This window comes from Cellulomonas sp. (assembly GCF_035634735.1).
Taxonomy (GTDB): Bacteria; Actinomycetota; Actinomycetes; order Actinomycetales; family Cellulomonadaceae; genus Cellulomonas.
Window position 1 is genome coordinate 1 of record NZ_DASQCJ010000122.1, and the last position, 23449, is coordinate 23449.

27 protein-coding genes are annotated in these 23449 nt (G+C 76.8%); 10 read left to right on the top strand and 17 right to left on the bottom strand.

The genetic code is table 11. The features are described from left to right. The 4 genes from VER05_RS10925 to VER05_RS10940 all read right to left on the bottom strand — a co-directional run. A partial coding sequence (locus VER05_RS10925) for a hypothetical protein (protein WP_324845382.1) occupies window positions 1–362 on the bottom strand: 362 nt, incomplete at its 3' end. Between the two features lie 245 nt (window positions 363–607). Beyond that, complete coding sequence (gene trpS, locus VER05_RS10930) at window positions 608–1597, bottom strand: tryptophan--tRNA ligase (protein ID WP_324845383.1); 990 nt, start codon at window positions 1595–1597, stop codon at window positions 608–610. 217 nt (window positions 1598–1814) lie between these two features. Next, window positions 1815–3260, bottom strand: a complete 1446-nt coding sequence (locus tag VER05_RS10935) for an MFS transporter (protein ID WP_324845384.1) — start codon at window positions 3258–3260, stop codon at window positions 1815–1817. Between the two features lie 131 nt (window positions 3261–3391). Continuing rightward, entirely contained in the window at window positions 3392–3982 is a 591-nt protein-coding gene (locus VER05_RS10940) for a GNAT family protein (RefSeq protein ID WP_324845385.1), read from the bottom strand. 139 nt (window positions 3983–4121) lie between these two features. Here VER05_RS10940 and VER05_RS10945 point away from each other — a divergent pair, with 139 nt between their 5' ends. Then, window positions 4122–4763, top strand: a complete 642-nt coding sequence (locus VER05_RS10945; protein ID WP_324845386.1) for a hypothetical protein — start codon at window positions 4122–4124, stop codon at window positions 4761–4763. A gap of 16 nt (window positions 4764–4779) precedes the next feature. Here the strand turns inward: VER05_RS10945 and VER05_RS10950 are convergent, their stop codons facing one another. The 3 genes from VER05_RS10950 to VER05_RS10960 are packed head-to-tail and all read right to left on the bottom strand — an operon-like array spanning window position 4780 to window position 8167. Further along, window positions 4780–6894: an alpha-galactosidase gene (locus VER05_RS10950; RefSeq protein WP_324845387.1), complete on the bottom strand. Its 2115-nt coding sequence runs from the start codon at window positions 6892–6894 to the stop codon at window positions 4780–4782. Window positions 6895–6946: 52 nt separating this feature from the next. Next, window positions 6947–7555 carry a hypothetical protein gene (locus VER05_RS10955; protein ID WP_324845388.1) on the bottom strand — a complete coding sequence of 203 codons (609 nt, stop codon included), beginning with the start codon at window positions 7553–7555 and terminating at the stop codon, window positions 6947–6949. 12 nt (window positions 7556–7567) lie between these two features. After that, on the bottom strand, window positions 7568–8167 hold the full coding sequence (locus tag VER05_RS10960; protein WP_324845389.1) for a DUF2231 domain-containing protein: 600 nt from the start codon (window positions 8165–8167) through the stop codon (window positions 7568–7570). A gap of 284 nt (window positions 8168–8451) precedes the next feature. On the opposite strand from VER05_RS10960, the gene VER05_RS10965 reads away from it, so the two are divergent. Genes VER05_RS10965 through VER05_RS10980 form a run of 4 tightly spaced genes read left to right on the top strand, consistent with a single transcriptional unit; the run spans window position 8452 to window position 10475 of the window. Continuing rightward, complete coding sequence (locus VER05_RS10965; protein ID WP_324845390.1) at window positions 8452–8916, top strand: DUF4383 domain-containing protein; 465 nt, start codon at window positions 8452–8454, stop codon at window positions 8914–8916. 41 nt (window positions 8917–8957) lie between these two features. Then, complete coding sequence (locus tag VER05_RS10970) at window positions 8958–9596, top strand: hypothetical protein (protein ID WP_324845391.1); 639 nt, start codon at window positions 8958–8960, stop codon at window positions 9594–9596. Between the two features lie 49 nt (window positions 9597–9645). Continuing rightward, window positions 9646–10020, top strand: a complete 375-nt coding sequence (locus VER05_RS10975) for an ArsR/SmtB family transcription factor (protein WP_255589176.1) — start codon at window positions 9646–9648, stop codon at window positions 10018–10020. Continuing rightward, window positions 10017–10475, top strand: coding sequence for an SRPBCC domain-containing protein (locus VER05_RS10980; RefSeq protein WP_324845392.1), 459 nt, complete (start codon window positions 10017–10019; stop codon window positions 10473–10475). Before VER05_RS10975 ends, VER05_RS10980 begins: the two co-directional genes overlap by 4 nt. 52 nt (window positions 10476–10527) lie before the next feature. Here the strand turns inward: VER05_RS10980 and VER05_RS10985 are convergent, their stop codons facing one another. Then, window positions 10528–11136 carry a TetR/AcrR family transcriptional regulator gene (locus VER05_RS10985; RefSeq protein ID WP_324845393.1) on the bottom strand — a complete coding sequence of 203 codons (609 nt, stop codon included), beginning with the start codon at window positions 11134–11136 and terminating at the stop codon, window positions 10528–10530. A 188-nt stretch (window positions 11137–11324) separates the two neighbouring features. Here VER05_RS10985 and VER05_RS10990 point away from each other — a divergent pair, with 188 nt between their 5' ends. The 3 genes from VER05_RS10990 (at window position 11325) to VER05_RS11000 (ending at window position 12527) form a co-directional block, all read left to right on the top strand. Further along, on the top strand, window positions 11325–11672 hold the full coding sequence (locus VER05_RS10990) for a VOC family protein (protein ID WP_217615462.1): 348 nt from the start codon (window positions 11325–11327) through the stop codon (window positions 11670–11672). 147 nt (window positions 11673–11819) lie between these two features. Next, window positions 11820–12137, top strand: coding sequence for a hypothetical protein (locus VER05_RS10995; RefSeq protein ID WP_324845394.1), 318 nt, complete (start codon window positions 11820–11822; stop codon window positions 12135–12137). Window positions 12138–12257: 120 nt separating this feature from the next. After that, on the top strand, window positions 12258–12527 hold the full coding sequence (locus VER05_RS11000; protein ID WP_324845395.1) for a GlsB/YeaQ/YmgE family stress response membrane protein: 270 nt from the start codon (window positions 12258–12260) through the stop codon (window positions 12525–12527). A gap of 176 nt (window positions 12528–12703) precedes the next feature. On the opposite strand, the gene VER05_RS11005 is transcribed toward VER05_RS11000, so the two are convergent. Beyond that, complete coding sequence (locus VER05_RS11005) at window positions 12704–12988, bottom strand: adhesin (RefSeq protein ID WP_324845396.1); 285 nt, start codon at window positions 12986–12988, stop codon at window positions 12704–12706. Between the two features lie 365 nt (window positions 12989–13353). Further along, window positions 13354–15276 carry a mechanosensitive ion channel family protein gene (locus VER05_RS11010; RefSeq protein WP_324845397.1) on the bottom strand — a complete coding sequence of 641 codons (1923 nt, stop codon included), beginning with the start codon at window positions 15274–15276 and terminating at the stop codon, window positions 13354–13356. A gap of 176 nt (window positions 15277–15452) precedes the next feature. On the opposite strand from VER05_RS11010, the gene VER05_RS11015 reads away from it, so the two are divergent. Both VER05_RS11015 and surE read left to right on the top strand, forming a co-directional pair. Then, the gene (locus VER05_RS11015) at window positions 15453–16466 is read left to right on the top strand and encodes a PfkB family carbohydrate kinase (RefSeq protein ID WP_324845398.1); all 1014 of its coding nucleotides are present in this window, start codon (window positions 15453–15455) and stop codon (window positions 16464–16466) included. Between the two features lie 64 nt (window positions 16467–16530). Next, window positions 16531–17304 (top strand): 5'/3'-nucleotidase SurE, encoded by a 774-nt coding sequence (gene surE, locus VER05_RS11020; RefSeq protein WP_324845399.1) that lies wholly within the window; start codon window positions 16531–16533, stop codon window positions 17302–17304. A 3-nt stretch (window positions 17305–17307) separates the two neighbouring features. Here the strand turns inward: surE and VER05_RS11025 are convergent, their stop codons facing one another. The 7 genes from VER05_RS11025 to VER05_RS11055 all read right to left on the bottom strand — a co-directional run bounded on the left by VER05_RS11025 (window position 17308) and on the right by VER05_RS11055 (window position 23275). Beyond that, the gene (locus tag VER05_RS11025; RefSeq protein ID WP_324845401.1) at window positions 17308–17835 is read right to left on the bottom strand and encodes a hypothetical protein; all 528 of its coding nucleotides are present in this window, start codon (window positions 17833–17835) and stop codon (window positions 17308–17310) included. Window positions 17836–17904: 69 nt separating this feature from the next. Beyond that, a complete protein-coding gene (locus VER05_RS11030; RefSeq protein ID WP_158369864.1) occupies window positions 17905–18777 on the bottom strand; it encodes a prenyltransferase in 873 nt (290 codons plus the stop codon). Next, window positions 18774–19115: a lycopene cyclase domain-containing protein gene (locus VER05_RS11035; RefSeq protein WP_324845402.1), complete on the bottom strand. Its 342-nt coding sequence runs from the start codon at window positions 19113–19115 to the stop codon at window positions 18774–18776. The genes VER05_RS11030 and VER05_RS11035 overlap by 4 nt, the downstream gene beginning before the upstream one ends. Then, window positions 19112–19477 (bottom strand): lycopene cyclase domain-containing protein, encoded by a 366-nt coding sequence (locus VER05_RS11040; RefSeq protein WP_324845403.1) that lies wholly within the window; start codon window positions 19475–19477, stop codon window positions 19112–19114. Before VER05_RS11040 ends, VER05_RS11035 begins: the two co-directional genes overlap by 4 nt. Further along, window positions 19474–21150 carry a phytoene desaturase family protein gene (crtI, locus tag VER05_RS11045; RefSeq protein WP_324845404.1) on the bottom strand — a complete coding sequence of 559 codons (1677 nt, stop codon included), beginning with the start codon at window positions 21148–21150 and terminating at the stop codon, window positions 19474–19476. Before crtI ends, VER05_RS11040 begins: the two co-directional genes overlap by 4 nt. Beyond that, a complete protein-coding gene (locus VER05_RS11050) occupies window positions 21147–22106 on the bottom strand; it encodes a phytoene/squalene synthase family protein (protein ID WP_324845405.1) in 960 nt (319 codons plus the stop codon). The genes crtI and VER05_RS11050 overlap by 4 nt, the downstream gene beginning before the upstream one ends. Next, on the bottom strand, window positions 22103–23275 hold the full coding sequence (locus VER05_RS11055; protein ID WP_324845406.1) for a polyprenyl synthetase family protein: 1173 nt from the start codon (window positions 23273–23275) through the stop codon (window positions 22103–22105). Before VER05_RS11055 ends, VER05_RS11050 begins: the two co-directional genes overlap by 4 nt. Between the last annotated feature and the right edge of the window lie 174 nt (window positions 23276–23449).

Consider the following 23449-nt stretch of genomic DNA (forward strand, 5'->3'; position numbering starts at 1 on the left):
CCGGCCAGCGGGGACCAGTCCGGGCGCATCTCCTCCCGGCTCGCGAGCTCGGCGACCAGACCCAGCTTGCGCGCGTGCTGCTGGGACTCGAGACGGTCCTGCGCCGCGATGACCTCCAGCAGCACCGCCGGCGCCAGTACACGCGGGTTCAGACCTCGCACCCAGGCATCCAGCTCGGGCCCCGGCTCGCACGCGCGGATCGCCTCGATCTGCCGCTGCTCCCCGGTCCGCGGGGCGCGCCCGGCCGCCACGACGGGGTCCGGGCCGCAGTCCGTCAGGCACGTCCCGTCCACCGCGTAGACCGGCAGCACCGGGGCGGCGACCACGTCGCCGTCCGAGTGTTCCTGCAGGTCAGATGCCATAAAGCAACACTACCGACGGCCACCCACACGACCCGAGCGACGAGCCCCGGCCTGGGGACGGAGCACCACCACCGCACCTGTGGAGGACTCGGCACCCCCACGACCAGCGGCATCCGAGCCCTCCGCCACCGCAGCGCGCCCAGCGGTGCGCCGGTCACCGGCACCGCCATCACCGGGCACCCCGGTCACCGGCACCGCCGTCACCGGCACCGCGTCAGCCACGGGCGCCTCCGCCGACCGGACCCTCACCCCACCCCGAGCAGCCCCATCGCCGCCCGCGCCCGCGCTGCGGTCGCCGCGGCCACCGGCGCCGCGGCGTCCCGCCCCGCGCGCAGCACCCGGTCCACCTCGGCCGGGTCCGCCGCGAGGTCGGCGTACCGGCGCCGGACCGGCTCCAGCGCCCCCACGACCGCCTCGGTCACCGCCGCCTTGAGCGCCCCCGACCCGCGCAGCCCGACGAGCGCCTCCGCCGCCGACCGGCCGGTCAGCGCCCCGAGCAGCGTGGCGAGGTTCGCCACGCCCGGCCGGGTCGCCGGGTCGTGGATCAGCGACGGCTCGGCGTCCGTCACCGCGCGCCGGACCTTCGCGGCCGCCGTGTCGGGGTCGTCGAGCAGGAACAGCACCCCCGCGCCGTCCGACCCGGTCTTGCCCATCTTCGCGCGCGGGTCGCGCAGGTCCTTGAGCCGCGCGGTCGCCGGCGGGGTGCTCCCGCGCGGGACGACGAACGTCTCGCCGTACCGGGCGTTGAACCGGCGGGCGAGGGCGGTGGTCAGCTCCAGGTGCTGCCGCTGGTCCTCCCCCACCGGCACGACCTCGGTGTCGTACGCCAGGATGTCGGCCGCCATCAGCGCGGGGTAGGTGAGCAGCGACAGCCGGACCGAGTCGCTGCCCGCCGCCTTCTCCTTGAACTGCACCATCCGCGTCATCTCGCCGTGCGTCGCGGTGCACTCCAGCAGGTAGGACAGCTCGGTGTGCGCCGGGACGGCCGACTGCACGAACAGCCGGGCGCCCGGGTCCAGGCCGCAGGCCAGCAGGGTCGTCGCCATCTCCCGGGTGCGGGCCCGGAGCAGCGCGGGGTCGTGGTCGACGGTGAGGGCGTGCAGGTCGGCGACGCAGACGAGCACGTCCGTGCCGGGGTCGGCGGCGAGGTCGAGCAGCGGCCGGACGGCGCCGAGGTAGTTGCCGAGCTGCAGGCTGCCGGTGGGCTTGAGGCCGGTGAAGACGCGCGTGGTCACGAGGGGCTCCTACGGGGTGGGGTCGTGCGCGCCCACGACGGGTCCGGAGCCCTGCCCGACAGCAGGAGCGGCCGCCCGTGGTGGGCGGCCGGGGACGATGAGGTCAGGCGGCGCCCTGCGAGCGCCACCACCAGCCGTTGCCGGACGTCAGGAACCTCATGCGCCCACTGTGCCGCACCCGCCCGGGGCCGCGCGAGCCCCGGGCGGGCCGGTGCCGTCAGCCCAGGTGCAGGACCGGGGCCCGCTCCTCGTGCGCCGCGTCCCGCATGGCGTCCTTCCCGACCAGCGCCGCCGCGAGGACGGCGGCGGCCACCAGGAGCCCGGCCGCCAGCAGGAACACCGCGGAGTAGCCGTCGACCGCGGCGGCGGGCGAGCCCGGGTCCGCCGCGCCGTCCACGACCGCCACGTACAGGGCGGTCACCACGGCGAGGCCGATCGAGCCACCGACCTGGTTGGACGCGTTGGCGGTCGCGGCCGCCGCGCCGGCGTCGTGCGGCGCGACGCCGAGCAGGGACAGGTTCTGCAGCGGGACGAAGGTGAAGCCCATACCCACGCCCATCACCAGGACGCCGGGGAAGACGTGCGACCAGTACCCGCCGTCGACCGTGACGAGGCTGAGGTACGCGACGCCGGCGGCGCTGATGACCGGGCCGAAGATCAGCTGGCGGCGCGGGCCGATCTGGTTCAGCAGCCGCGTGGCGAACGGGACCGTGATCATGATGCCGGCGGTGATCGGCAGCGTGGCCAGGCCCGCGAACAGCGGGCTCAGCCCCAGGACGATCTGCAGGTGGAACGTCAGGTAGAGCATCGCGCCGATCATCACGGCGCCGGTGAGGCCCTGGAGCAGGAACGCGGCGGCGCGGGCGCGGTGCCGCACGACCCGCAGCGGCAACAGCGGGTGGCTGGACCGGGCCTCGACGACGACGAACAGCACGAGCAGCAGCACCCCGAGCGCGAGCAGGCCGAGCGTGCTGACGGAGGTCCACGACTCCTCGGCCAGGGTGAGGCCGTACACGAGCGAGGCGAGCCCGGCGGTGACGGTCAGGGTGCCCAGCACGTCGTACCGCCGGTCGCCCTCGGCGCGGCTCTCGGTCAGCAGGGCGGCCGCGGCGACGACGCCGAGCACGACGAACGGCACGTTCACCAGGAGGCACCACCGCCAGCTGAGGTACTCGGTGAGCACGCCGCCCAGCAGCAGGCCGACGGCGGAGCCCGCGCCGGCGACGGCGCCGAAGATCGCGAACGCCGTGTTGCGCTCCCGGCCGGAGGGGAACGTCACGGTCATGATCGCCAGCGCGGCGGGCGCCATGAGCGCGGCGGCGACGCCCTGGGCGCCGCGGGCGATCAGCAGCTCGCCCGCGGAGTGCGCCAGGCCGCCCCAGGCGGACCCGGCGCCGAACAGGACGAGGCCCAGCACGAACGTGCGGCGCCGGCCCCAGAAGTCGGCGACGCGGCCGCCGAGGAGCAGGAGCGCGCCGAACGCGAGCGCGTAGGCGGTGATGACCCACTGGCGGGTCGTGTCCGACAGGCCGAGGTCGGCCTGCGCGCTGGGCAGGGCGACGTTGACGATGGTGCCGTCGAGGACGACGAGCAGCTGGGTCAGCGAGACGGTGGCGAGGATCCACCAGCGCCGCGTGGGCGCGTTCGGAGCAGGGGTCGGCACAGGGAGGCCCTTCGACGGCGGTGGGTGGTGTCCGGGGTTTCCAGCCCCGATCGGCACCCACGGCACGCGACCAGACCCGACGCTCTCGTCGGTCAGACCGGGACACGGTAGACGACGCCGCCCCGGAACCGTCAGACCGGGGCGCTGTGAGCGTCCTCACGCCACTCGTCGCGCAGCAGCGCGTAGGCGTAGGAGTCCAGCCACCGCCCGTCCCGGTGCAGCGAGTCGGCGCGGTACTCGCCCTCGCGCCGCATCCCGACGCGCTCCATCAGCCGCCAGGACGGCGCGTTGTCCGCGAAGCACAGCGCGGTCAGCCGGCGCAGCCCGAGGTCGGTGAAGCACACGGCGAGCAGCCGGCGCACCGCCTCGGTCGCCAGTCCCCGGCCCTGCACGGCCGGGTCGAAGGCCCAGCCGATCTCCGCCTGGGTGGCCCGGGCCTGCTCGGCGACCTCGGTCTGCCCCCAGCCGTCCTCGATCCGCACCATGAGGTCGCCGACGACGGCGCCGTCCCGCTCGACGACGAGCGTCGGGCCGAGGCGGTCGGGCTCGACGAACCGCTCGGCGAAGGACCGCTCGTGCGCCGGCAGGGCGGTCATCCACCGGGCGACCTCGGGGAGCCGGCGGTAGGCCCAGACGGCCGCCGCGTCGTCCGGGGTGGCGGGGCGCAGCGTCAGGCGCTCGGTGGCGACCGGCCACGGGGCGTCGAGGTAGGGGACGGTCACACGGGCAGGCTAGCCGGGCCGGACAGCCTGTGGACGCGGGCGGACAGGTTGTGCCGGACGACGGCCGCGGGCCCCGGGCTTCGGCTTTCCTGTCCTCGGCCCCGGGACGGTCCGGGCGCGCCGACGCAGGAGGACCCGCATGTTCAGCCGCACCCGCCGCGCCTGGCGGCGCTTCGCCGAGGGCCGCCCGGCCGTCGCCGAGTTCGTCCTGTTCACGGCGATCAGCATGGGCATGACGGTCCTGCAGCTCGCGCTGATGCCGGTGCTGAAGTGGGTGTTCGGGCTGACGCCGCTGGTCGACACGGCGTTCCAGGTGCTCGGCGTGAACACGAACGCCGACGGCAGCACGTTCTACGTCTTCGACTACGCGGCCGGTGCGCTCCCCGCGGGCGGCGGCGGGCTCGCGTACTTCCTGGCGGTGCAGATCACGCTGGCGATCGCGCAGATCATCAACTTCTTCCTGCAGCGGAACGTGACGTTCAAGTCGGACACGAACGTGTGGCGGGCGGCGGCCTGGTACGCGTTCGCCTACGTCGTGATCACGTTCGCGGCCGCCTGGCTGCAGGGCTTCTACAAGGCCCCGATCTACGCGTGGATGATCGAGCGGTGGGGCAGCACGGGCGAGGCCGGGGCCGACGTGGTCACGATGATCATCAACGCGCTGCTGTCGTTCGTGGTGTTCTTCCCGATCCTCAAGATCATCTTCCGCAGGGCGCCGGCCGACGACGACGCGCGCTCGGGCCGGGGGGCGGGCGCCCCGGCCCTCGCGGACGCCGCCTGACCCGACCCCGCGGCCGTCAGCCCGCGGCCGTCAGCCGGAGCACCGCCGCCTGCTGCGGCGTGAGCAGCGGCCACGCCAGCCCGGTCTCCGCGAGCGCCCGCCCCGGCAGCACGACGGACCCGCCGCCGGCCGCCGCGGTCCACCAGGCCGGCGCGCCCGCGTCGAGCACCCGCGGCAGCCCGGCGCCCAGGTCGACGACCTCGACCCGGTAGGACCGGTCCGGGTCCAGCCCCGGCACCCGCGCGGGCGCGGGGCGGGAGGTCCCGGGCGCGGACAGCGCCACGAGCGCCACGACCGCCGCCGACCGGTCCTCCGCGACCACCCCGTGCACCGCGAGCGCCGGGTCCGCGACGTCCGCCCGGACGACGGTCCCCGCGTGCAGCAGCCCCCGCAGGTCCCGGTACGCGGCGGCCCAGGTCGCGACCGCGGCGCGCTCCTCGTCGGACGCCCGGGTCAGGTCCCACTCGATCCCGGCGTGCCCGAACAGGGCCGTCGCGAACCGGAACCCCAGGTCGCTCGACCGCCCGGTGGTGTGCGCGCGGGCGTCGCCGAGGTGCGCGCCCAGGTGCTCCGGCGGGACCAGCACCGAGGTCCAGCGGTGGATCTCCTGCCGGTCGAGCGGGTCGTTGGTGTCGGACGGCCAGAACCGGTCCACCCGGTCGAGGATCCCGAGGTCGACCCGCCCGCCGCCGGAGGCGCAGGACTCGATCTCGACGTCGGGGAACTCGTCCCGCAGCGCGTCGAGCAGCCGGTACAGCGCCGCGGTCTGCCGGTGCGCGGAGCCGCCGAGCAGGTCGCGGTTGTGGTCCCACTTCAGGTACGCGACCGGGTACTCGCGGAGCAGCGCCGCCAGGGCGTCGTGCACGTGCGCCCACGCGCCCGGCTGCGCGAGGTCGAGCACGCGCTGGTGCCGCCACTCCGGGGTCGACGGCCGGCCCAGGACCCACTCGGGGTGGGCCCGCGCCAGGTCCGAGTCGGGGCTGACCATCTCCGGCTCGACCCACAGGCCGAGCTCCATGCCCGCGTCCCGGACCAGCGTCGCCAGCGGGTGCAGCCCCTCGGGCCAGACGTCGGCGTCGACCGTCCAGTCGCCGAGCGACGTGCGGTCGTCGCGGCGGCCGTGGAACCAGCCGTCGTCCAGCACGAACCGCTCGACCCCGGCCGCCGCGGCGGCGTCCACCAGGCGCGCGAGGGTGGGCAGGTCGTGGTCGAAGTAGACGGCCTCCCAGGTGTTGAGCACGAGCGGGCGCGGCCGCAGCGGGCCCCGGCGGCGCCGGTGCCGGCGGTGCAGCCGGTCGCTCGCGCCGTCGACGCCCTCGTCCGACCAGGTGGCCACGAGCCACGGCGTGGCGAGCACCTCCCCCGGCCCCAGCACGACCTCGCCCGGGTCGAGCCGCTCGCCGCCGCCGACGGCGGACGGCCCGAGCGGGTTGCGCTCGGCCCACAGGCGGCGGTCGCCGCTCCACGCGACGTGCGCGGTCCACACCTCGCCGGACCGGAAGCCGAACCCCGGCGTCCCCGCCGCGAGCAGGTACGCGTCGTCGTGCCCGGGCCGGCCGTGCCGCGCCTCGCGCAGCCAGACGCCGTGCCCGGGGGTCAGCCGCTGCGGCCGGCGCTCGTGCGACCACAGCCCGGTGTGGTCGGCCACCTCCCGCGCCCGGTCGGGCACCGGCAGCACGACGTCGAGGGTCCCGACGCCGAGCGGGGTGCCGTCGACGTTGCGCAGCTCGTGCCGCACGGCCAGCACGCCCTCGGGCGACAGCCGCAGCTCGGTGCGTACCTCGAGGCCCGCCTCCGCGTCCCCGACGTCGACCAGCAGCACGTCGTCCCAGTCGACGTTGGCCCGCTCGACGTGCAGCAGCGTGGGGTCGACGTCGAGCCGGCCCGCCCGCTGCACGGCGAGCGCCTGCTGCCCCGACCAGCCCTGCGAGAGCGTCGGCAGCAGCGACAGCCGGAGCGGGTCGTCGACCGAGCTGGGCGGCACCGCCGGCGCCAGCGCGTCCGCGAGCGCCGCGAGGGCGTCGTCGTCGAGGTGCCCGAGGTCGGCGCCCCAGTGCAGCACGGCGGGCACCGCGGTGCCCCGGGCGTCGACCACGAGGCTGACGCCCCCGGCGCGCAGATGGTGGATCATCGGTTCCCTGCTTCGTCGAGGGGACGGGCGTTCGCCTCCGTACTCTGCCAGGTCAGGCGCCCCGCCCGGCGGCGGCCCCCACCGCCGGCCCCGCGCCCCGCGCGGACACCAGCGCGAGCCCCGCGGCCAGCGAGCCCAGCCCGCCGAGCGCCATGTCGCCGATCGTGTCCCGGTACCCGACGTGGATCGAGGCGTCGATGTAGGTGTTCCCCAGGTACTCGCCGATCTCCCACAGCACGCTGAGCCCGAGCCCGAGCGCCGTCGTCACGCCGACCGACCCGACCCGCACCCGGCGCGCCGCCGGAACGACGGGGTCGACGACGGCGCCGGTCGCGCGCGCGACGACCAGGTGCCCGACGGCCGCGATCAGGCCCGTGACCACCAGGTGCATGACCACGTCGAGCCACGAGATCCGCTGGTAGAGGTCGAGCGCGCCCGCCCAGCCGGCGGCGAGCAGCCCGACCCCGTAGGCCGCGTCGAGCCGCGGGTCCACCGCGACGCTCGGGGGGACCACGAGGCCCGCCAGCACGAGGAGCATCAGCGCGGCCCCCACCGGCCCCTCGACGACGGCCGCGGCGACCACGCTCGCGGCGCCGAGCACGCGCACCGCGCCGCCCGGGCCGCGCAGCAGCAGCACGAGGGCCGCGCGCCGATCCGTCACGCCGTCACGCCGTCACGCCGTCGCGTCGGCCGCCGTGCCCTCGCGACCCTCCGGCTCCGCCGGGCCCGACGCCGACGTGGGCGGGGAGCCGAGCCGGGACGCCATGTGCCCGCCGAGGTAGCCGCTCGCGCCGAGCACGCCGCCCGCGCCCAGGGCGACCGCGACGCCCAGCCCGCGGCGCCCGCGGCGGCGGAGCAGCCACGACGTGCCGTACAGCCCGAGCGCGACGTTGTTGAGGAACCCGTGCACCGTCCCGACGCGCAGGGTCCGCCGGTCCGAGACGGCCCAGTCGGCGAGGCCGGTGACCGCCGCGGGCACGGCCGACAGGATGCCGAGGCCGAGCAGCCGGTCGGCGGCGCGGCGGCGCCCGTCCCCGCCGCCCGGGGTCAGGTCGAGCACCGTCGCGCTCACCCAGAACCCGATGGGCGCGTCCGTGAGGAGCGGGTGCGCGGCGTGCCCGAGCGGGCGGCCGTGCAGCAGGGACGCCAGCCGCGGGCTGGTCCGCAGGGCGCGGAGGACGACGGGCTGGACCCGGTCGACCGCCGCGTCCAGGGCGGTGGCGCGCTCCAGGCGCCGGGTCGCGGTCAGCAGGGGGCTCTCGTCGGCGTGCACGGCGTCTCCTCGTCGGCGGGGGTCGGGGCGTCCTGGGTCCGAGCATCGCGCCCGCGCCCCGGTCGCGCACGGCGGGAGCGCGCGGGTCGCGCACGGCGGGAGCGCGCGGGTCGCGCACCGCGGGACGCCCCGGACCGCACGGCGGGACGCCCCGGACCGCCCGAGGTGCGGACCGGCCGGCGCCGACGGATGCTGGCCGTCGCGTCCAGCACCGGCGCCGCCCCCGCGCGACACCGGCCCCGCGGCACGACCGCACGCCGGCGCGCACGACGGAGGGACTCGCCATGTCCGCCTCGACCCCCGCAGCACGCCCGGCCGGCACGACCACCGCCCGCCAGCCGCACCAGTACCTCGCGCTCGTCATCGGGATCGTCTACCTGGTGGTCGGCCTCGCCGGGTTCCTCGTCACCGGCTTCGACGGGTTCACCGAGCACGACCACTCGCAGACGCTCGTCGGGTTCGCGATCAACCCGCTGCACAACATCGTGCACATCGTGATCGGCCTGCTCGGCATCGCGCTGTGGTCCACCGCGAGCCGCGCCCGGACCTACGGCTGGCTGCTGTTCGTCGGCTACGGCGCGACGTTCGTGTACGGCCTGGTGGTCGCGAACAACCCGGATGCGAACGTCCTCAACATCAACGGCGCGGACAACGGCCTGCACCTCGTGTCGGCGCTGGCGGGCCTCGCCATCGCCCTGTGGCCGCGCCGCGACCGCGACCGCACCACCTCGACGACGGTGCGCGCCTGACCCGCGCGCACGGGGCACCGCACCCCGCCCGGACCGTGCCGGTGGCCGACGCCGCCGGCGCGGTCCTGGCCGCGCTCGTCGGCGCCGTGGACCGCGTCCGGCCGTCGCCCCGGCCGCTGCACCCGCGCGGCGTGGTGCGGCACGGCACCCTGCTGGTCGACGACGCCGACGCCCCGGGCGCCCGCGAGCTCGGCGCACCTCTGGTGGTCCCGGCGGTGGCGCGGGTGTCCCGCGCCGCCGGGCTGCCCGCCCCGCTGCCCGACGTGTTCGGCGTGGCCGTGCGGTGGGGGGGCGGCGGCCGGACGCACGACCTCCTGCTGTCCGGCACGGGCCTCGGCCGGCTGACCCGGTTCGCGCTCGTGCCGCGGCGGCGGCCGCTGGCCGGCCCGCACGGGACGCTCATGCCGTTCGTGGACGCCGGCGGGCGGGCGCTGCTCGTCGCCGCCGTGCCGACGCCCGGCGCACCGCGGGACGGCGGGATCGACCTGCTGCTGCTGTCCGCGCGTCCGGGCGGCCGCTGGCACCGGCTCGGCCGGCTGGTGTGCCCGGCGCGCCCGGACGACCGGGACGACCCGGGGCTGCGGTTCGACCCGGTGCGGCACGTCCCCGGCGACCTCCGGGTCCCGGTGTGGGCCGCCCGCCTGCGCCTGCCGTCGTACCGCCGCGCCCGCGCCGGGTGAGCCGCGCCGCCCATTGTGCACCGATCGGTTCAGCGTTATGGTGAACCGCATGGTTCAGCAACAGCGCCTGGACGAGGTGTTCGCCGCCCTGTCCGACGCGACCCGGCGCGACGTCCTCGTGCGCCTCGGCGACGGCCCCGCCACGATCGGGCAGCTCGCCGAGCCGTACGGCATCACCCTCACCGGCATGACGAAGCACGTGCGGGTGCTCGAGGACGCGGGCCTGGTCGTCACCGAGAAGGTCGGGCGCGCCCGGCAGTGCCGCCTCGGGGCGGAGCGCCTGGACGACGCGATGTCCTGGATCGGGTTCTACCAGCGGCTCTGGGAGCGCCGGCTGGACGGGCTCGAGGCCTTCTTCACCCTGCAGCGCGGGCGCGCCGACGAGGCCGCCCGCCGGACGCGACCGGAAGGACCCACGCCATGACCACCGACGCCACCGACCTCGAGCTGCGCGCCCAGCGCGTCCTGCCCGCCACCCCGGACGAGGTCTTCGACGCCTACACCGACGCGGAGAAGCAGCGCGCCTGGTTCGCGATCCTCGACACCGAGCCCGGGATCGTCGAGATCGAGGTCGACCTGCGGGTCGGCGGGCAGCAGACCGCGGTCTGGGGCCCGAGCCGCGACGAGCTGTTCCGCGAGACCCAGACGTTCCTGGAGATCGACCGCCCGCACCGGCTGGTCACCGACTCGGTCGGCAGCAGCCCGGACGGCGCGACGATGGCCACCCGCGTGGTCGTCACGTTCGAGGCGGTCGACGGCGGCACGCTGATGAGCGTCGTGCAGAGCGGCTTCCCGACGCCGGAGATCCGGGACTTCTTCGCCGAGCACGCCTGGGAGGGCGCGTTCGACCGGATCGGCGCGTACCTGACCCGCGCCTGACCTGGCCGGGCCGACCGGCCGCGCGCCGGCGCCCGCCCCGGGCCCTTCGGGCTCAGGGGCGGGCGTCGCCCGCGCCGTACCGCAGCCCGTCCACGACCAGGTCGAGCAGCCCGCGCACGCGCTCGGCCCACCGGTCGGAGTCGGGCACGTTCCACACGCCGCCCATCGCGAGCATCACCTGCTCGCCGTCGACGTCCGGGCGCACGGAGCCGTCCGCGCGACCGGCCGCGAGCAGCTCGTCGATCGCGGCGATGATCCCGGCCTTCGTCTCGGCGAACAGCGACGAGTCCGAGCCGACCGCCGTGCGCAGCGCCGCGCCCATCCCCCGCTTCGTGGCGGCGTACCGGACGAACCGGCCCATCCACTCGCGCAGCGCCTCGACCGCCGGGCGGTCGTCGCCGAGCAGCGCCGGCGCCGCGTCGCAGAGCGCGCTCACCTCCTGGCGGTAGGCCGCCTCGACCAGCGCGCTGCGCTCCGGGAAGTGCCGGTACAGCGTGCCGATCCCGACGCCGGCCTGCTGGGCGATCGACTCCAGCGGGGCGTCCCCGTCGGCGGCCAGCGCGGTGGCGGCGCACGCCAGCAGCCGGGCGCGGTTGCGGGCGGCGTCGGCGCGCAGCGGGCGCTCGGCGGACCGCTCGGCGGGGGCGGACGGGGTGGTCACGGCACGTCTCCTCGGGATTGCTCTTGCGATGCGGAGGACCCTCCGGTTAGAGTCGCAAGCGAAACGGAGGCACCTCCGTTCCAGGGTACGCCGCCTCCGACGCCCGGTCACCTCCCCGCCCGCGGGGAGCCGGGCACCGTCGACGCCGGCCCGCGAACCCCGCACCACGACCACCCCAGGAGGCCCCCATGGCCAGCACCTTCCACGGCGTGACGTTCGACGCCTACGACGCCCAGGCCGTCGCCCGGTTCTGGGGCGCCGCGCTCGGCCGGGACGTCGCCCCCGGCGCCAGCCCCGAGCACGCCGAGCTGCTCGACCACACCGGCGCCCCGCGCCTCGTCTTCGACCGCGTGCCCTCCGGCGGCGTCGTCCGCAACGCGCTGCACCTCGACCTGGTCACCAGCGACCTCGAGTCCGAGTCCGAGCGCCTGGTCCGCCTCGGCGCGCGCCGCGTCGGCGCGGTCGGCGGCACGGCCCGCTGGGTCAACCTCACCGACCCCGAGGGCAACGCCTTCGCGCTGCTGCCCGCCGCCTGACCCCGCGCGCCGCGCCGCCACCCGGACGGGTGACGGTGCGGCCTCGACGGGCGGGCGTGTCCCTTTCGCCCTAGTTTTCGGCGTGCCGCCCCGATGGCGGCCGGAACTGCGCACCACCCGTGCCGAGAACGAGACAGGGGACACGCCATGACGCACCCGTACGGTCAGGACCCGCACCAGCCCGCCGCCTCGACCCCGCCCGCCGCGCCGCCCGCCGGCGCCGCCGGCTACGGGGCGGTCGCCCCGGCCGCCACCGGCACGCCGGTGCTGTCGATCATCACGTTCGTCCTGTCGGCGATCGCGATCCTGTTCCTGCCGATCGTGTTCGGCATCGCCGGCATCGTCACCGGCATCGTCGCCGTGGTGCGCAAGGAGCGGCTCGGCAAGATCGCGCTGATCGTCGCGATCGTCGCGACGATCATCGGCTTCGCCCTGGGCGCCCTCGTCATGAGCCAGATGTCCTGACGCGCGCTCGCCGGGGCCCCCGCGAGCCGCTCACCAGCGGCCGCGGGCGCGTTCCGGATGCGGACCGGGACCACCCGTGTCACGGTTCTCTCCGTCCGAACGAGTTGTTGGAGGTGCCAGATGGGATTCTTCGCTTTCCTGCTGCTGGGTCTGATCGCGGGGGCTATCGCGAAGGCGATCCTGCCGGGGCGTCAGGCCGGTGGCTGGTTCATCACGCTGCTGCTCGGCGTCGTCGGGGCTCTGCTGGGCGGTTGGCTCGGCAGCGTGCTGTTCGACCGCCCGCTCGAGGACTTCTTCTCGATCCAGACGTGGCTGCTCGCCATCGGCGGCTCGATCATCGTGCTGCTGATCTACGGCGCGCTCACCGGCCGCAAGGGCGCTCGCGCCTGACGCACGGCCGGCCGTGACCCGGTCCGGCGACGGTGGGAGACCGTCGCCGGACCGTCTGCCGGGCACGAGCCCCGGGGCGGTGGGAGACCGCTCGGGGCGCCCGGCACGACGAGGGCCCGCACATCCGCACCAGGCGGCTGCGCGGGCCCTCGTCGTCTGCCCGGGGGCGCGGGGCGTCAGCCCTGCGGCGCCAGGGTGAAGCCGGGGGCGCCGGTGGCCGACGGGTCGGCGTCCAGCGTGAGGTCCGCGAGCGCCGTCGACGTCTCCGGGGAGACGAACACGGTCGCGCCGTCCGAGTCGATGACGTCGTCGCCCGGCACGGCCTCCGGGACGAGCGCGAGCTCGAACGAGCCGAGCTGCTGCTGGGACTCGGCGATGCGCAGACCGCCCGAGTCGGGGAGCCCCGCGCGGGTGGTGAGGTCGCGGACGGCGGTGGTGGCGTTCTCGGTCAGGGTGAGCACAGGTGCTCCTCTCGTGGCCGGTGGCGGTCGCGGTGCCGGGGCGCCGCGACCATCGGACCCTTCCACCGTCGGCGGGTCCGCGGCGGGACGCAACCGCGCGTCCGCTGGGCAAGACCGCGGCCGTCCGCTGCGCGGAGCGCGCTGGACAGCGGCGCGTGCGTCCCGCACCCTCCTCCCCCTGCGCGCCCTTGCACGCCCGCACGTGCCCGCGTCCAGGACCGCCGAGCGGGCAGTCGATGTCCCTACCCGGCGCCGGGAGGGGACATCAGCTGCCCGCTCGGCGAGATGGCAACTCTCGGCTGCGCGGGGACGGGTCCGTGCAGCCGAGAGTTGCCATCTCGGCGGGGTGCGGGCGTGCGGTGAGGTCAGCGGGTGGGGCGGTTCCTCGGGTCGATCGGGGCGCTGCGGACGGAGCGGCGGGTCGGGGGCGCGGGGGTCTCGTCCGGCTCGGCTGGCGTGGCCGGCGCGGGCTCGGGGGCGGGGGTCGACCCGACCGCGGGCTGGACCTGGGTCTCGCCGGTCGTGCCCGTCGCGGGCCGGGCGGCGCCGTACGCGGGCAGGACCATCGTGCCGGACTCCTGCGCCGGCTCGGCGGGCGCGGCCGGGGCGGCCGGCGCGGCCTGGGCTGCCGGCGCGGCCTGCTCACCCGGGGTGGCCGGCTCGCCCGGCGCGGCAGGCGCGGCGGGCTCGCCCGGCACCGGCGCGACCGGGGCGCCCGGCGCCTCCCGGCTGGCGCTCGTCGCGGCGCCCGGGGCCACCGACGCCGGCGGCACCGTCCCCACAGACGCCGTGGCCCCCGTCGCCCCCGCGGCCGCCGCGCCGGTCTCCGCCCCCGACGCCGGCGCCACCGGCACCGCGTCCCCCGGGGCACCGCCCCCGGCCGCCGCTGCCGCCAGCGGCACCGCGTCCGTCCCCGGCGCGGGCACCACGCCGACCTTCCGCCCGCCCGAGGACCGCCCCGCGGTGCCCTCCGCCTCCTGCCGGGCCTCCGCGGCGTGCTCCTCGCGCTCGGCGATCACGTCCTCCCCCGGGCCGGCGAACGACCCGGCGCGCTGCATCGCCTCGACGCTCCCGGTGAACAGCCGGGCGTCGAGCTGCCCGGTCTCGGCTGGCGGCTCCACGATCGCGTGCGCGCCGGTCCGCGGCCGACGGGCCTCCGCGGGCGCCGGCTCGACGACCGGCAGCGGCGCACCCCTGGTCGTCTCGATCCGGGTGCGCGGCAGGCCCTGCGGGGCGTTCCGCTGCAGGTAGGACACCAGCCCCTCGCGCAGGTAGCAGCGCAGGTCGAACAGCGTCGGGGCGTCGACGGCGCTCGCCAGCGCCCGCAGCCGGACCACGCCGCCGACCGCGTCGGTGACCTGGAGGATGCCGACCCGGTGGTCCCACAGGTCGGTGTCGGCCAGCAGCCGGTTCAGCTCGGCGCGCAGCTCGTCCACCGGCACCTGCCAGTCGACGTCGATCTCGACCGTGCCCAGCAGCTCGGCGGCGCGCCGGGTCCAGTTCTCGAACGGGGTCTGCGTGAAGTAGGTGGACGGCAGGATCAGCCGGCGGTCGTCCCAGATGTGCACGACGACGTAGGTGAGGGTGATCTCCTCGATCCGGCCCCACTGGTCCTCGACGATCACGACGTCGTCGACCCGGATGCCGTCGGTGAACGCGATCTGCAGGCCGGCGAACACGTTCGCCAGCGAGCTCTGCGCCGCGAGACCGGCGACGACGGACAGCAGGCCGGCGGACGCCAGCAGGCTCGCGCCGAACGCGGAGACGCCCGGGAAGGTCAGCAGCACCGCGGCGACACCGACGACGACCAGCACCGCGACGGTGATCCGCCGGAGCAGCTGGACCTGGGTGCGCACCCGGCGCGCGTGCCGGTTGTCCTTCACGTCGACCCGGTAGCGCTGCAGCGCGAGGTCCTCCACCACGAAGGCCAGCGTGCCGACGAGCCAGGTCGCCGCGGCGATCAGCGCGATGAGCAGCACGTGCCCGATCGCCCGCATCCAGGAGCTCTCCCAGTCGGCGTCCGGCACGGAGATCGCCAGCGCCACCCACACCGCGATGACGATGAGCACCGCGCGCAGCGGGCGCTTGGACCGCCGAGCCAGGTCGGCCGCGAGGGCGGACTTCTTGGCGACGGTGCGGACGAGGGCGCCGATCAGGACCGCGACCAGGAGGGCCACGAGCACGGCGCCGGCCACCCACAGCACCGGGACCAGCACGTCCCGGGCGGTGTCGACGGCCTCCTCGGTCGTCGCGGTCGGCAGGGAGGACGGGGTTGCTGCACGGATCACGCGAGCCATCGAACACGCCCGGCCGCGCGGTCACCACCCGGGGCCGGCCGCTCCGCGGACCCTGCGCACGACCTGCACACCGCCCGGCACCACCCGGGTGGCGCGGGCTCCGGTCGCCGGGGGCGTGCACGCACGTCAGCATGGGTCGGGACGACCCCGAGCCCAGGAGGACGCCCGTGCCGAGCAGCCGCAACCCCCGCGTGTGCGTCCTCGCGCCGACGCCGATCCTCACGGTCACGCTCGAGACGGGCTCGGACGACGAGAGCCCCGAGCTGCACGTGCACTCGGGCGGCCAGGGCCTGTGGGTCGCGCGGATGGCGTACTCGCTCGGCGCGGAGGTCGTCGTGTGCGGCCCGTTCGGCGGCGAGACCGGCACCGTGCTCGGCCACCTCGCCGAGACCGAGAACCTGCGGGTGCGCCGGGTGTCGTACGCCGGCGGCAACGGCGCCTACCTGCACGACCGCCGCGGCGGCGAGCGGAACGAGCTCGCGTTCATGCCGCCGGCCCGGCTCGACCGGCACGAGATCGACGACCTGTACGGCACCGTCCTCGTCGAGGCGCTCGACGCCGACGTGTGCGTGATCACCGGCGCCTACCCGTCGCCGCTGCTGCCGGCGTCGTTCTTCGGCCGGCTGATCGGGGACCTGCGGGCGGCGGGCGTGAAGACCGTCGCCGACCTGTCCGGGAAGGCGGCGGTCGAGGCCGCGAGGGCCGGCGTCGACGTGCTCAAGATGTCGCACGAGGAGCTGCTCGAGGCGGGGCTCGCCGAGGACGGCTCGGTGGACTCGCTGCGCGAGGGGGCCCGGCGGCTGCTGCGCCCCGAGCCGGGCCTGCCCGAGGGCCACGGGGACGAGTTCCCGGACGACCCGATCGACGTCGACGCCGAGGCCCCCGGGCAGGTCGGCGCGATGGTGGTGTCCCGCGCCGCGGACCCGGCCCTGCTGGTCACCGCGTCCGGCGTCTCGGAGGTGGTGGCGCCGTCGGTGACCACGGTCGACCACCGCGGGGCCGGCGACTCGATGACCGCGGGCATGGCCGTCGGTGTCGGGCGCGGGCTGCGGCTGACCGAGGCGGCGCGGCTGGGCGCCGCGGCCGGCGCTCTGAACGTGACGCGCCGCGGGCTGGGCACCGGGCACCGCGAGCAGATCGAGCGGTTCGCCGAGCAGATCGTGGTGCGGGAGGTCGGCTGACCGCCGGCCGGACGACGGACGACCGACGACCCCGGCGCGCGGCCGGGAACGAGGAGGAGCGAGGATGCGCGTCCTGGTGACGAACGACGACGGGATCGAGTCCGAGGGGCTGGCCGTGCTGGCCCGGGCTGCGCTCGACGCCGGCGCGGACGAGGTGGTGGTCGCGGCGCCCGCGCGGGACTCGTCCGGGGCGAGCGCGTCGCTGCTCGGCGCGGAGCACGACGGCCGGCTGGTCGTCGACCGCACGGACGCCCCCGGCCTGCCCGACGGCGTGGACTCGTACGCGGTGCGGGCGGCGCCGGCGCTGATCGCGTTCGTCGCGGCGCACGGCGGGTTCGGGCCGAAGCCGGACCTGGTGCTGTCGGGCGTGAACCGCGGGGCCAACACCGGGCACGCCGTGCTGCACTCGGGCACCGTCGGCGCGGCGCTGTCGGCGGCCACGCACGGCATCCGCGGGCTGGCGGTGTCGCTCACCGACGCCCGGCCGCAGCACTGGGCGACCGCCGAGGCCTACACCGCGCACGTGCTCCGGTGGATGGTCGACCAGCCGCAGCAGCCCGACCGGGTGGTCAACCTCAACGTCCCGGACCGGCCGCTCGCCGAGGTCCGCGGGCTGCGCCGGGCACCGCTGGCCGCGTTCGGCGCCGTGCAGGCGCGGGTGCACGAGGTCGAGCACGGGAACCTCATGCTCACGTACTCGGAGCACTGGGTGTCCCGCGAGCCGGACACCGACGCGGGCATGCTGCTGCGCGGCTGGGCGACCGTGACGCTGCTGCACGCGCCGGCCTTCGAGGCGGACGCCCCGCTCCCGGAGCTGGACGAGCCGCTGGCGGGCTGACGCTCAGCCGCCCCCGGATGCCGGGCGGGCGCCGAGCAGCTCCCCGGTGTCGGCGTCGAGCACGACGACGCCCCCGGGCGGCCAGTCGGGCCCCGGGGCGGGCGGGACGTAGCCCGTCCGGTCCTGCCGGCAGGTCGTCCGGTCGTACAGCGAGATCACCCGGGCGGTGTCCACCTCGACCGTGGCCACGCGCGGGTGCTCGCGCACCTGCGGCGGCCACTCGGCCGGGTCCCGCACGACCGACCCGTCCGGCCGCGCGGGCGCCCCGTTCCACCAGCCCTCGCCGTCGCCCGGCAGCGGCCCGGTGGCCGGGAACTCCGCGCACAGGGCGTAGGTCGGCTCCGGCGACGGGGCCGCGGGCGACGGCGTCACCGGCGCGGGCGACGGGCTAGCGGGCGCGAGCGTCCCGGCCGTGCCGGCGCCGCCGACCGACGCGGTGCCGACGCCGTCCCCGGCCGCGCAGCCCGCGGTCGCGCCGACCGTGAGCGCGGCCACGAGCGCGAGTCGCCACGCCCCTGCGCTCCCTCGCACGCGGTCCTCCCCCGGCTCGTCGTCTGCCGTCGCGAGGTTACCGCCAGGGGCCCGGCCCGCGGGCGGGTTTCACGTGGTCAGCGCGATCGCGATCAGCAGCATCGTCACCAGGAACCCGACGACCAGGTTCAGCCAGAGGAACGTCCGCCACCCCGCGTTGGCCCGCTCGCAGTCCTCGTCGCGCACCGACCAGAACCGCGCCGTGCTCGCGGCGTAGACGAGCGGCAGCACCGCCGCGAGCCACCCCGGCCAGGGCAGCACGAGCAGCACGGCGGCGGCCAGCACGTACGCGACGGTCGCGAGCACCACGGTGGCGTGCGCGCCGAGCACGGTCGCGACCGAGCCGATCCCGCCCTCGCGGTCGGCCCGCACGTCCTGCACGGCGCCGAACGCGTGCGAGGCCATGCCCCACAGCACGAACGCCACCAGCACCGGCCAGACCGAGCGCGACCCGAGGTCGGCGCCGACCAGCACCAGCGCGTAGAGCAGCGGGCCGACGAAGTGCATGGCCGACGTCGCCGAGTCGAGGACCGGGCGCTCCTTGAACCGCAGCACCGGGGCCGAGTACGCGACGACCAGGAACACGACCAGCAGCAGCGTCAGGCCCGCCGCGAGCGAACCCACCGCCAGCAGGTAGACCAGGAACGGCAGCACGGACAGCGCGCTCGCCCACAGGATCCGCCGGTGCACGACCCGCGCGACGGCGGGGTCGGCGAGCGCCCCCTCGATGCCGCCCTTGCGGGGGTTCTGCAGGTCGGAGGCGTAGTCGAACACGTCGTTCACGCCGTACATGAGCAGGTTGTACGGGATCAGGAAGAACAGCGTCCCGATCACGAAGGTGAGGTCGACCCGGCCCTCGGTCGCCAGCAGGTAGCCGGCGGCGAACGGGTAGGCGGTGTTGATCCACGAGAACGGCCGCGAGGCCGCGAGCACCTGCCTCACGCGGCGTCCCCCCGGGCGTCCCCCGCGGACCCGCCCGCCGACGCGCGCGCCGCGGACCGCCGCTCGAGCACCGTCCACAGCACCGGCATCGCCAGCGCGGCCACGACGGCGTAGAAGAAGTCCTCCAGCGGAGCCCCCCACAGGTAGACGCCGAGGATCTTCTCGGGGTCGAAGACGTACAGGTCGGCGGCGATCATCAGGGTGTCGAACACCATGGTCAGCACGCACAGCACGAGCGCCGCGCCGGCGACGGGCCCCAGCCGCATCCGCCGCAGCACCCGCCAGGACACCGCGACGACCGCGGCCAGGACGATCACGTTCAGCACGATGTTGGTCACCGGGCCGCCTCCCCCGCGGCGCCGGCCGGTCCCGCGGCCCGGGCGCGCCGCCCCGCCAGCGCCCGGTCGATCCCCCGCCACGCGAGCAGCGCGTTGTAGCAGAGCAGCGTGAGGAACACCGCCTCCTCGACCGGGAGGTCCGGCGCGAGCAGCAGGCCGGTCATGTGCGGGCTCTCGCCGCGCGCGAAGATCCCGAGCAGCAGGCCGGCGACGTCCCAGAGCAGGAAGCCGACGACGCCGATCCCGACGCAGAGCGCCGCGCGCCGCGGGGCGGCCCAGAACGCGAGGCGCCACCGGCGGTCGATCAGGGCGAGGCCCCCCAGCGCGAGCAGCAGCGCGCCGAGGTAGGCGAACCGGATCACCGCGCCCCCGCCGGCACGGCCTCGGTCCACGCCCCGCGCCGGCGGGCGGCGTCGAGGTAGCCGCTGCGCAGCGGCGCCGGGAGCGGGCTCGGCGAGGTCTCGCCGAGCAGCCGCTTGGCGACCAGCTCGGCGCTGATCAGGCACATCGGCAGGCCCACACCCGGCACGGTCCCGCCGCCGACGTGCAGCAGGTTGGGCACGCGCGGCGACCGGTCGCCGGGCCGGAACATCGCGCTCTGCCGGAGCGTGTGCTCCATGCCGAGCGCGGTCCCGCGCCAGGCGGAGAAGTCGCGGGCGAAGTCCGCCGGCCCGACGACCCGGCGGGTGACGACCCGGGAGCGCAGGTCCGGCACGCCGGCCCAGCGCGCGACCTGGTCGAGGTACCGGTCGGCGTAGGAGTCGAGCTCCGCCGCCCCGGCCGGCCCGGCGCCGATCGACGCGTCCGCCGGGAACGGCACGAGCACGAACAGGTTCTCGTGGCCCGCCGGCGCGGCGGACGGGTCCGTGGCCGTGGTGCGCGAGACGTACAGCGAGGCCGCGTCCGGGACGCGCAGGTCCTCCGGCCGGGACGAGCGGCCCTCGCCGAGGATCGCGTCGAAGTTCCCCGGCCAGTCCCGCGTGAAGAACAGCGAGTGGTGCGCGAGCTCGGGCAGCTCCCCGCGCACGCCGGCCATGACGAGCAGCGCGGAGATGCCGGGGCCCCGGTCCTGCCACCACGGCTCGGGCAGCGTGCGGTGCTCGGGCGCGAGCAGGGCGGTCTCGGTGTGGAACAGGTCGGCGCCGGACACCACGACGTCCGCGGGCACGACCTCGCCCGACGCCAGGCGCACGCCCCGGGCGACGCCGGTGCGCCGCGGGTGCCGGGCCGAGCGGGCCGCGCCGTCGACCTCGACCGCCACGACGTCGGCGCCGGTCCGGATCGTCACGCCCTCCTTGACGGCCAGCCGCTCGATCGCCTCGATGAGGGTGTACATGCCCCCGCGCGGGAACCGGACGCCGTCGACCAGGTCGAGGTGGCTCATCAGGGAGTACAGCGCGGGCACCCGGTACGGCGAGGAGCCGAGGAACACCGCGTGGTAGCCCAGCACCTGGCGGAGCACCGGGTGGTCGGTGGTCGCCGCGACCTTGTCGGCCAGCGACCGGGTCAGCAGCGAGGCCAGCGTGCCGGAGCGCCGCGCCACGTCGGCGGTGATCGCCCGGTCCGGCCGCTCGAACGTCGTGTAGAGGAAGTGGTCGAGCGCGGTCCGGTACGCGTCGGTCGACTCCGCCGTGTACCGGCGGAACGCCTCGCCCGCGCCGGGCTCCATCGCCTCGAAGGTCGCCCAGTTCGCCTCGGGGTCGCCGACGACGTCGAACGGCTCCGACGGCGCGCCGGGCCCGGCGGCCGGGTCGGGCTCCGGGAACAGCCGGTAGGCCGGGTCGAGCCGCACGAGGTCCACGTGGTCCTCGACCCGCTCGCCGAGCAGCGCGAAGAAGTGGTCGAACACCTCCGGCATGAAGTACCAGGACGGCCCGGTGTCGAACCGGAACCCGTCCTGCTCCCAGGTGCCGGTGCGGCCGCCGACGCGGTCGTGCCGCTCCAGCAGCGTGACGTCCGCGCCGCCCCGCGCGAGCAGGGCCGCGGTCGCGAGGCCGCCGATCCCGCCGCCGACCACGACCACCCGACCCGTCACGCAGCACCTCCGTCGTCTCGTCCGTCCCGGCCGCCCGCGCGACCGGCCCCGCCCGCGGAGCGCGACCGCGCCGCGTCCGCCGCCTCGCCCGCCAGCGTCCGCGCGAGCACCGCCACCTTGCGCGGCGTGCTCACCCGGACCCGCGTCGCGAGCACCCGCTCCGGCGGCGTCGCCGCCAGGTCGGCGAGCAGCGTGTCGTACAGCGCCAGCGTCGCGGACACCGCCGCCCGCGCCCGCCGGGGCAGCCGCGGCAGCGCCGCGCGGGCCCGGGCCAGGTCGGCGCCGATCTCGTCCAGGATCGCGGCGAGCTGCCCGTCGGTCGGGCCCTCGGGCCCGACGCCGGGGAAGTAGCAGCGGCCGAGCTCGCCGGAGTCGGCGCCGAGATCGCGCAGGAAGTTGATCTTCTGGAACGCGGCGCCGAGCGCCCGCGCGCCGTCGACCGTGGGGGCGTCCGGCCGGCGCACCGGCTCGCCCGGCGCGCGGTCGGCGTTGAGGAACACCTGCAGGCACATCAGCCCGACCACCTCGGCCGAGCCGTAGACGTACCGGGTGTACGACTCGCGGTCGTGCACGGTCACCGTGAGGTCGGCGCGCATCGACGCGAAGAACGGGTCGACCTCGGCCGCGCCGATCCCGGTGCGACGGGCGGTGCGCGCGAACGCGTGCACGACGAGGTTGGTCGAGTACCCCGACGCCATGGCCCGGGCGGTCTGCGCCTCGAGCTCGTCGAGCAGCGCCCCCGCGTCGGCGCCGCCGCGGGTGTCCACCACCTCGTCGGCGATCCGGACCAGCGCGTACACCGCCTCGATGTCCCGGCGGGCGCGCGGGCCGAGCAGCCGGGTGCCGAGCCCGAAGGACGTCGAGTAGCCGGCGAGCACGGCGCGGCTCGCCCGGGCGGCGGTGCGGTCGTACAGCGCGGCCGACGCGGCCCGGACGGGGATCCGGGTCGCGGTCACCCGGCCACCCCGGCGGTGGCGTCGACCAGGTCGACCAGGTAGCCGGCGAGCGGCTCGGGCAGGCCCTCGGCCGCGGTCGTGCGCGCGGTCCGCACCGCGTCGGCCCGGACCAGCCGGGCCTCCGCGAGCGCCCCGGACGCCTCGATGACGCCCCGCACCCGGGCGGCGTCCGCCTCGGTGAGGTCGGGCCGGCCGACCAGGGCGTCCAGGACCGCCCGCTGCGCGTCGTCCGCGCGCAGGTAGGCGAGCCGCAGCAGCTCGGTCCGCTTGCCCTCGCGCAGGTCGGACAGCACCGACTTGCCGGTGGCGCCGGGGTCGCCGAACACGCCGAGCTCGTCGTCGAGCAGCTGGAACGCCACGCCGAACGCGGTGCCGAACCGGTCGAGCACGCCCAGCACCCGGTCGTCGGCGCCGGCCAGCACCGCACCGGCGGCCAGCGGCGTGCAGCACGAGTACACGGAGGTCTTGAGCTCGGCGACGCGCAGGGCGTCGACCGACGTCGGACCGTGCAGCGCACCGGTGACGTCGAGCAGCTCGCCGGCGACGGTCGTGTCGACCGCGCGCGCCAGCGACCGGACGACCCGCAGCGCCGTCGCCGGCGGGACGGGCGCCGACGCGACCAGGTCGAACGCGGCCGCGATGGCGACGTCCCCGCCCAGCAGGCCGGCGGCGAGCACCGGGTCGTCGGCCGCGGGGCCCGCGACGCCACGGGCCGCGAGCCGGCGGCGGACCGTGCCCGTGACGTTGGGGCGGCCCCGGCGGGTGTCGTCGTGGTCGAGGACGTCGTCGTGCACGAGCATCGCGGTGTGCAGGACCTCCTGCGCCGCGGCGACCGGGGCGACGGCCGCGAGGTCCGCCCCGCCCAGGCCGAGGTACGCGGCCAGGGTCAGGCGCGGCCGCATGAGCCGGCCGCCGCCGATCTGCTCGCCGACCGCGCGCCACAGGGCGGCGTGCTCGGCGGCCAGCTCGCGCGCCCGGGCGCGCCGGGCGGCGGCGTCGTCGACCAGCAGCAGCCGGACCGCCGCGACGCCGTCCTCGACCCGGGCGGCGAGGCCGGGCGCGTCCGGGACCGGGGCGCTCGCGTGCGGGCCGCGGCTCGCGCGGGCGCGCGCCGGGGCGTCGGCGACCAGACCGCCGACCCCCTCCGCTCGGGTGCGGGCACTGCGCACGCGTCCTCCCCAGGGCTCGAGTGGATGCTCAGCATACTGAGCATCTCGCGCGCCGCCACCGGAGCGCCGGCCACGGCGCCGGTCGCCGCGGCCGCCCCACCGGCGGCCTGCGGTGCACTCTGCCGCATCGGGGGCCGGATCGCACCACTCCCGGCCGCATTCGTCAGGGCCAGC

What these genes read in the sequence shown, in the direction of transcription:
- VER05_RS10945 (WP_324845386.1), top strand. Translation starts at nt 4,122, where the DNA reads ATGTTCAGCCGCACCCGCCGCGCCTGGCGGCGCTTCGCCGAGGGCCGC.
- VER05_RS10950 (WP_324845387.1), bottom strand. Translation starts at nt 6,894, where the DNA reads ATGATCCACCATCTGCGCGCCGGGGGCGTCAGCCTCGTGGTCGACGCC.
- VER05_RS10965 (WP_324845390.1), top strand. Translation starts at nt 8,452, where the DNA reads ATGTCCGCCTCGACCCCCGCAGCACGCCCGGCCGGCACGACCACCGCC.
- VER05_RS10975 (WP_255589176.1), top strand. Translation starts at nt 9,646, where the DNA reads ATGGTTCAGCAACAGCGCCTGGACGAGGTGTTCGCCGCCCTGTCCGAC.
- VER05_RS10980 (WP_324845392.1), top strand. Translation starts at nt 10,017, where the DNA reads ATGACCACCGACGCCACCGACCTCGAGCTGCGCGCCCAGCGCGTCCTG.
- VER05_RS10990 (WP_217615462.1), top strand. Translation starts at nt 11,325, where the DNA reads ATGGCCAGCACCTTCCACGGCGTGACGTTCGACGCCTACGACGCCCAG.
- VER05_RS10995 (WP_324845394.1), top strand. Translation starts at nt 11,820, where the DNA reads ATGACGCACCCGTACGGTCAGGACCCGCACCAGCCCGCCGCCTCGACC.
- VER05_RS11000 (WP_324845395.1), top strand. Translation starts at nt 12,258, where the DNA reads ATGGGATTCTTCGCTTTCCTGCTGCTGGGTCTGATCGCGGGGGCTATC.
- surE (WP_324845399.1), top strand. Translation starts at nt 16,531, where the DNA reads ATGCGCGTCCTGGTGACGAACGACGACGGGATCGAGTCCGAGGGGCTG.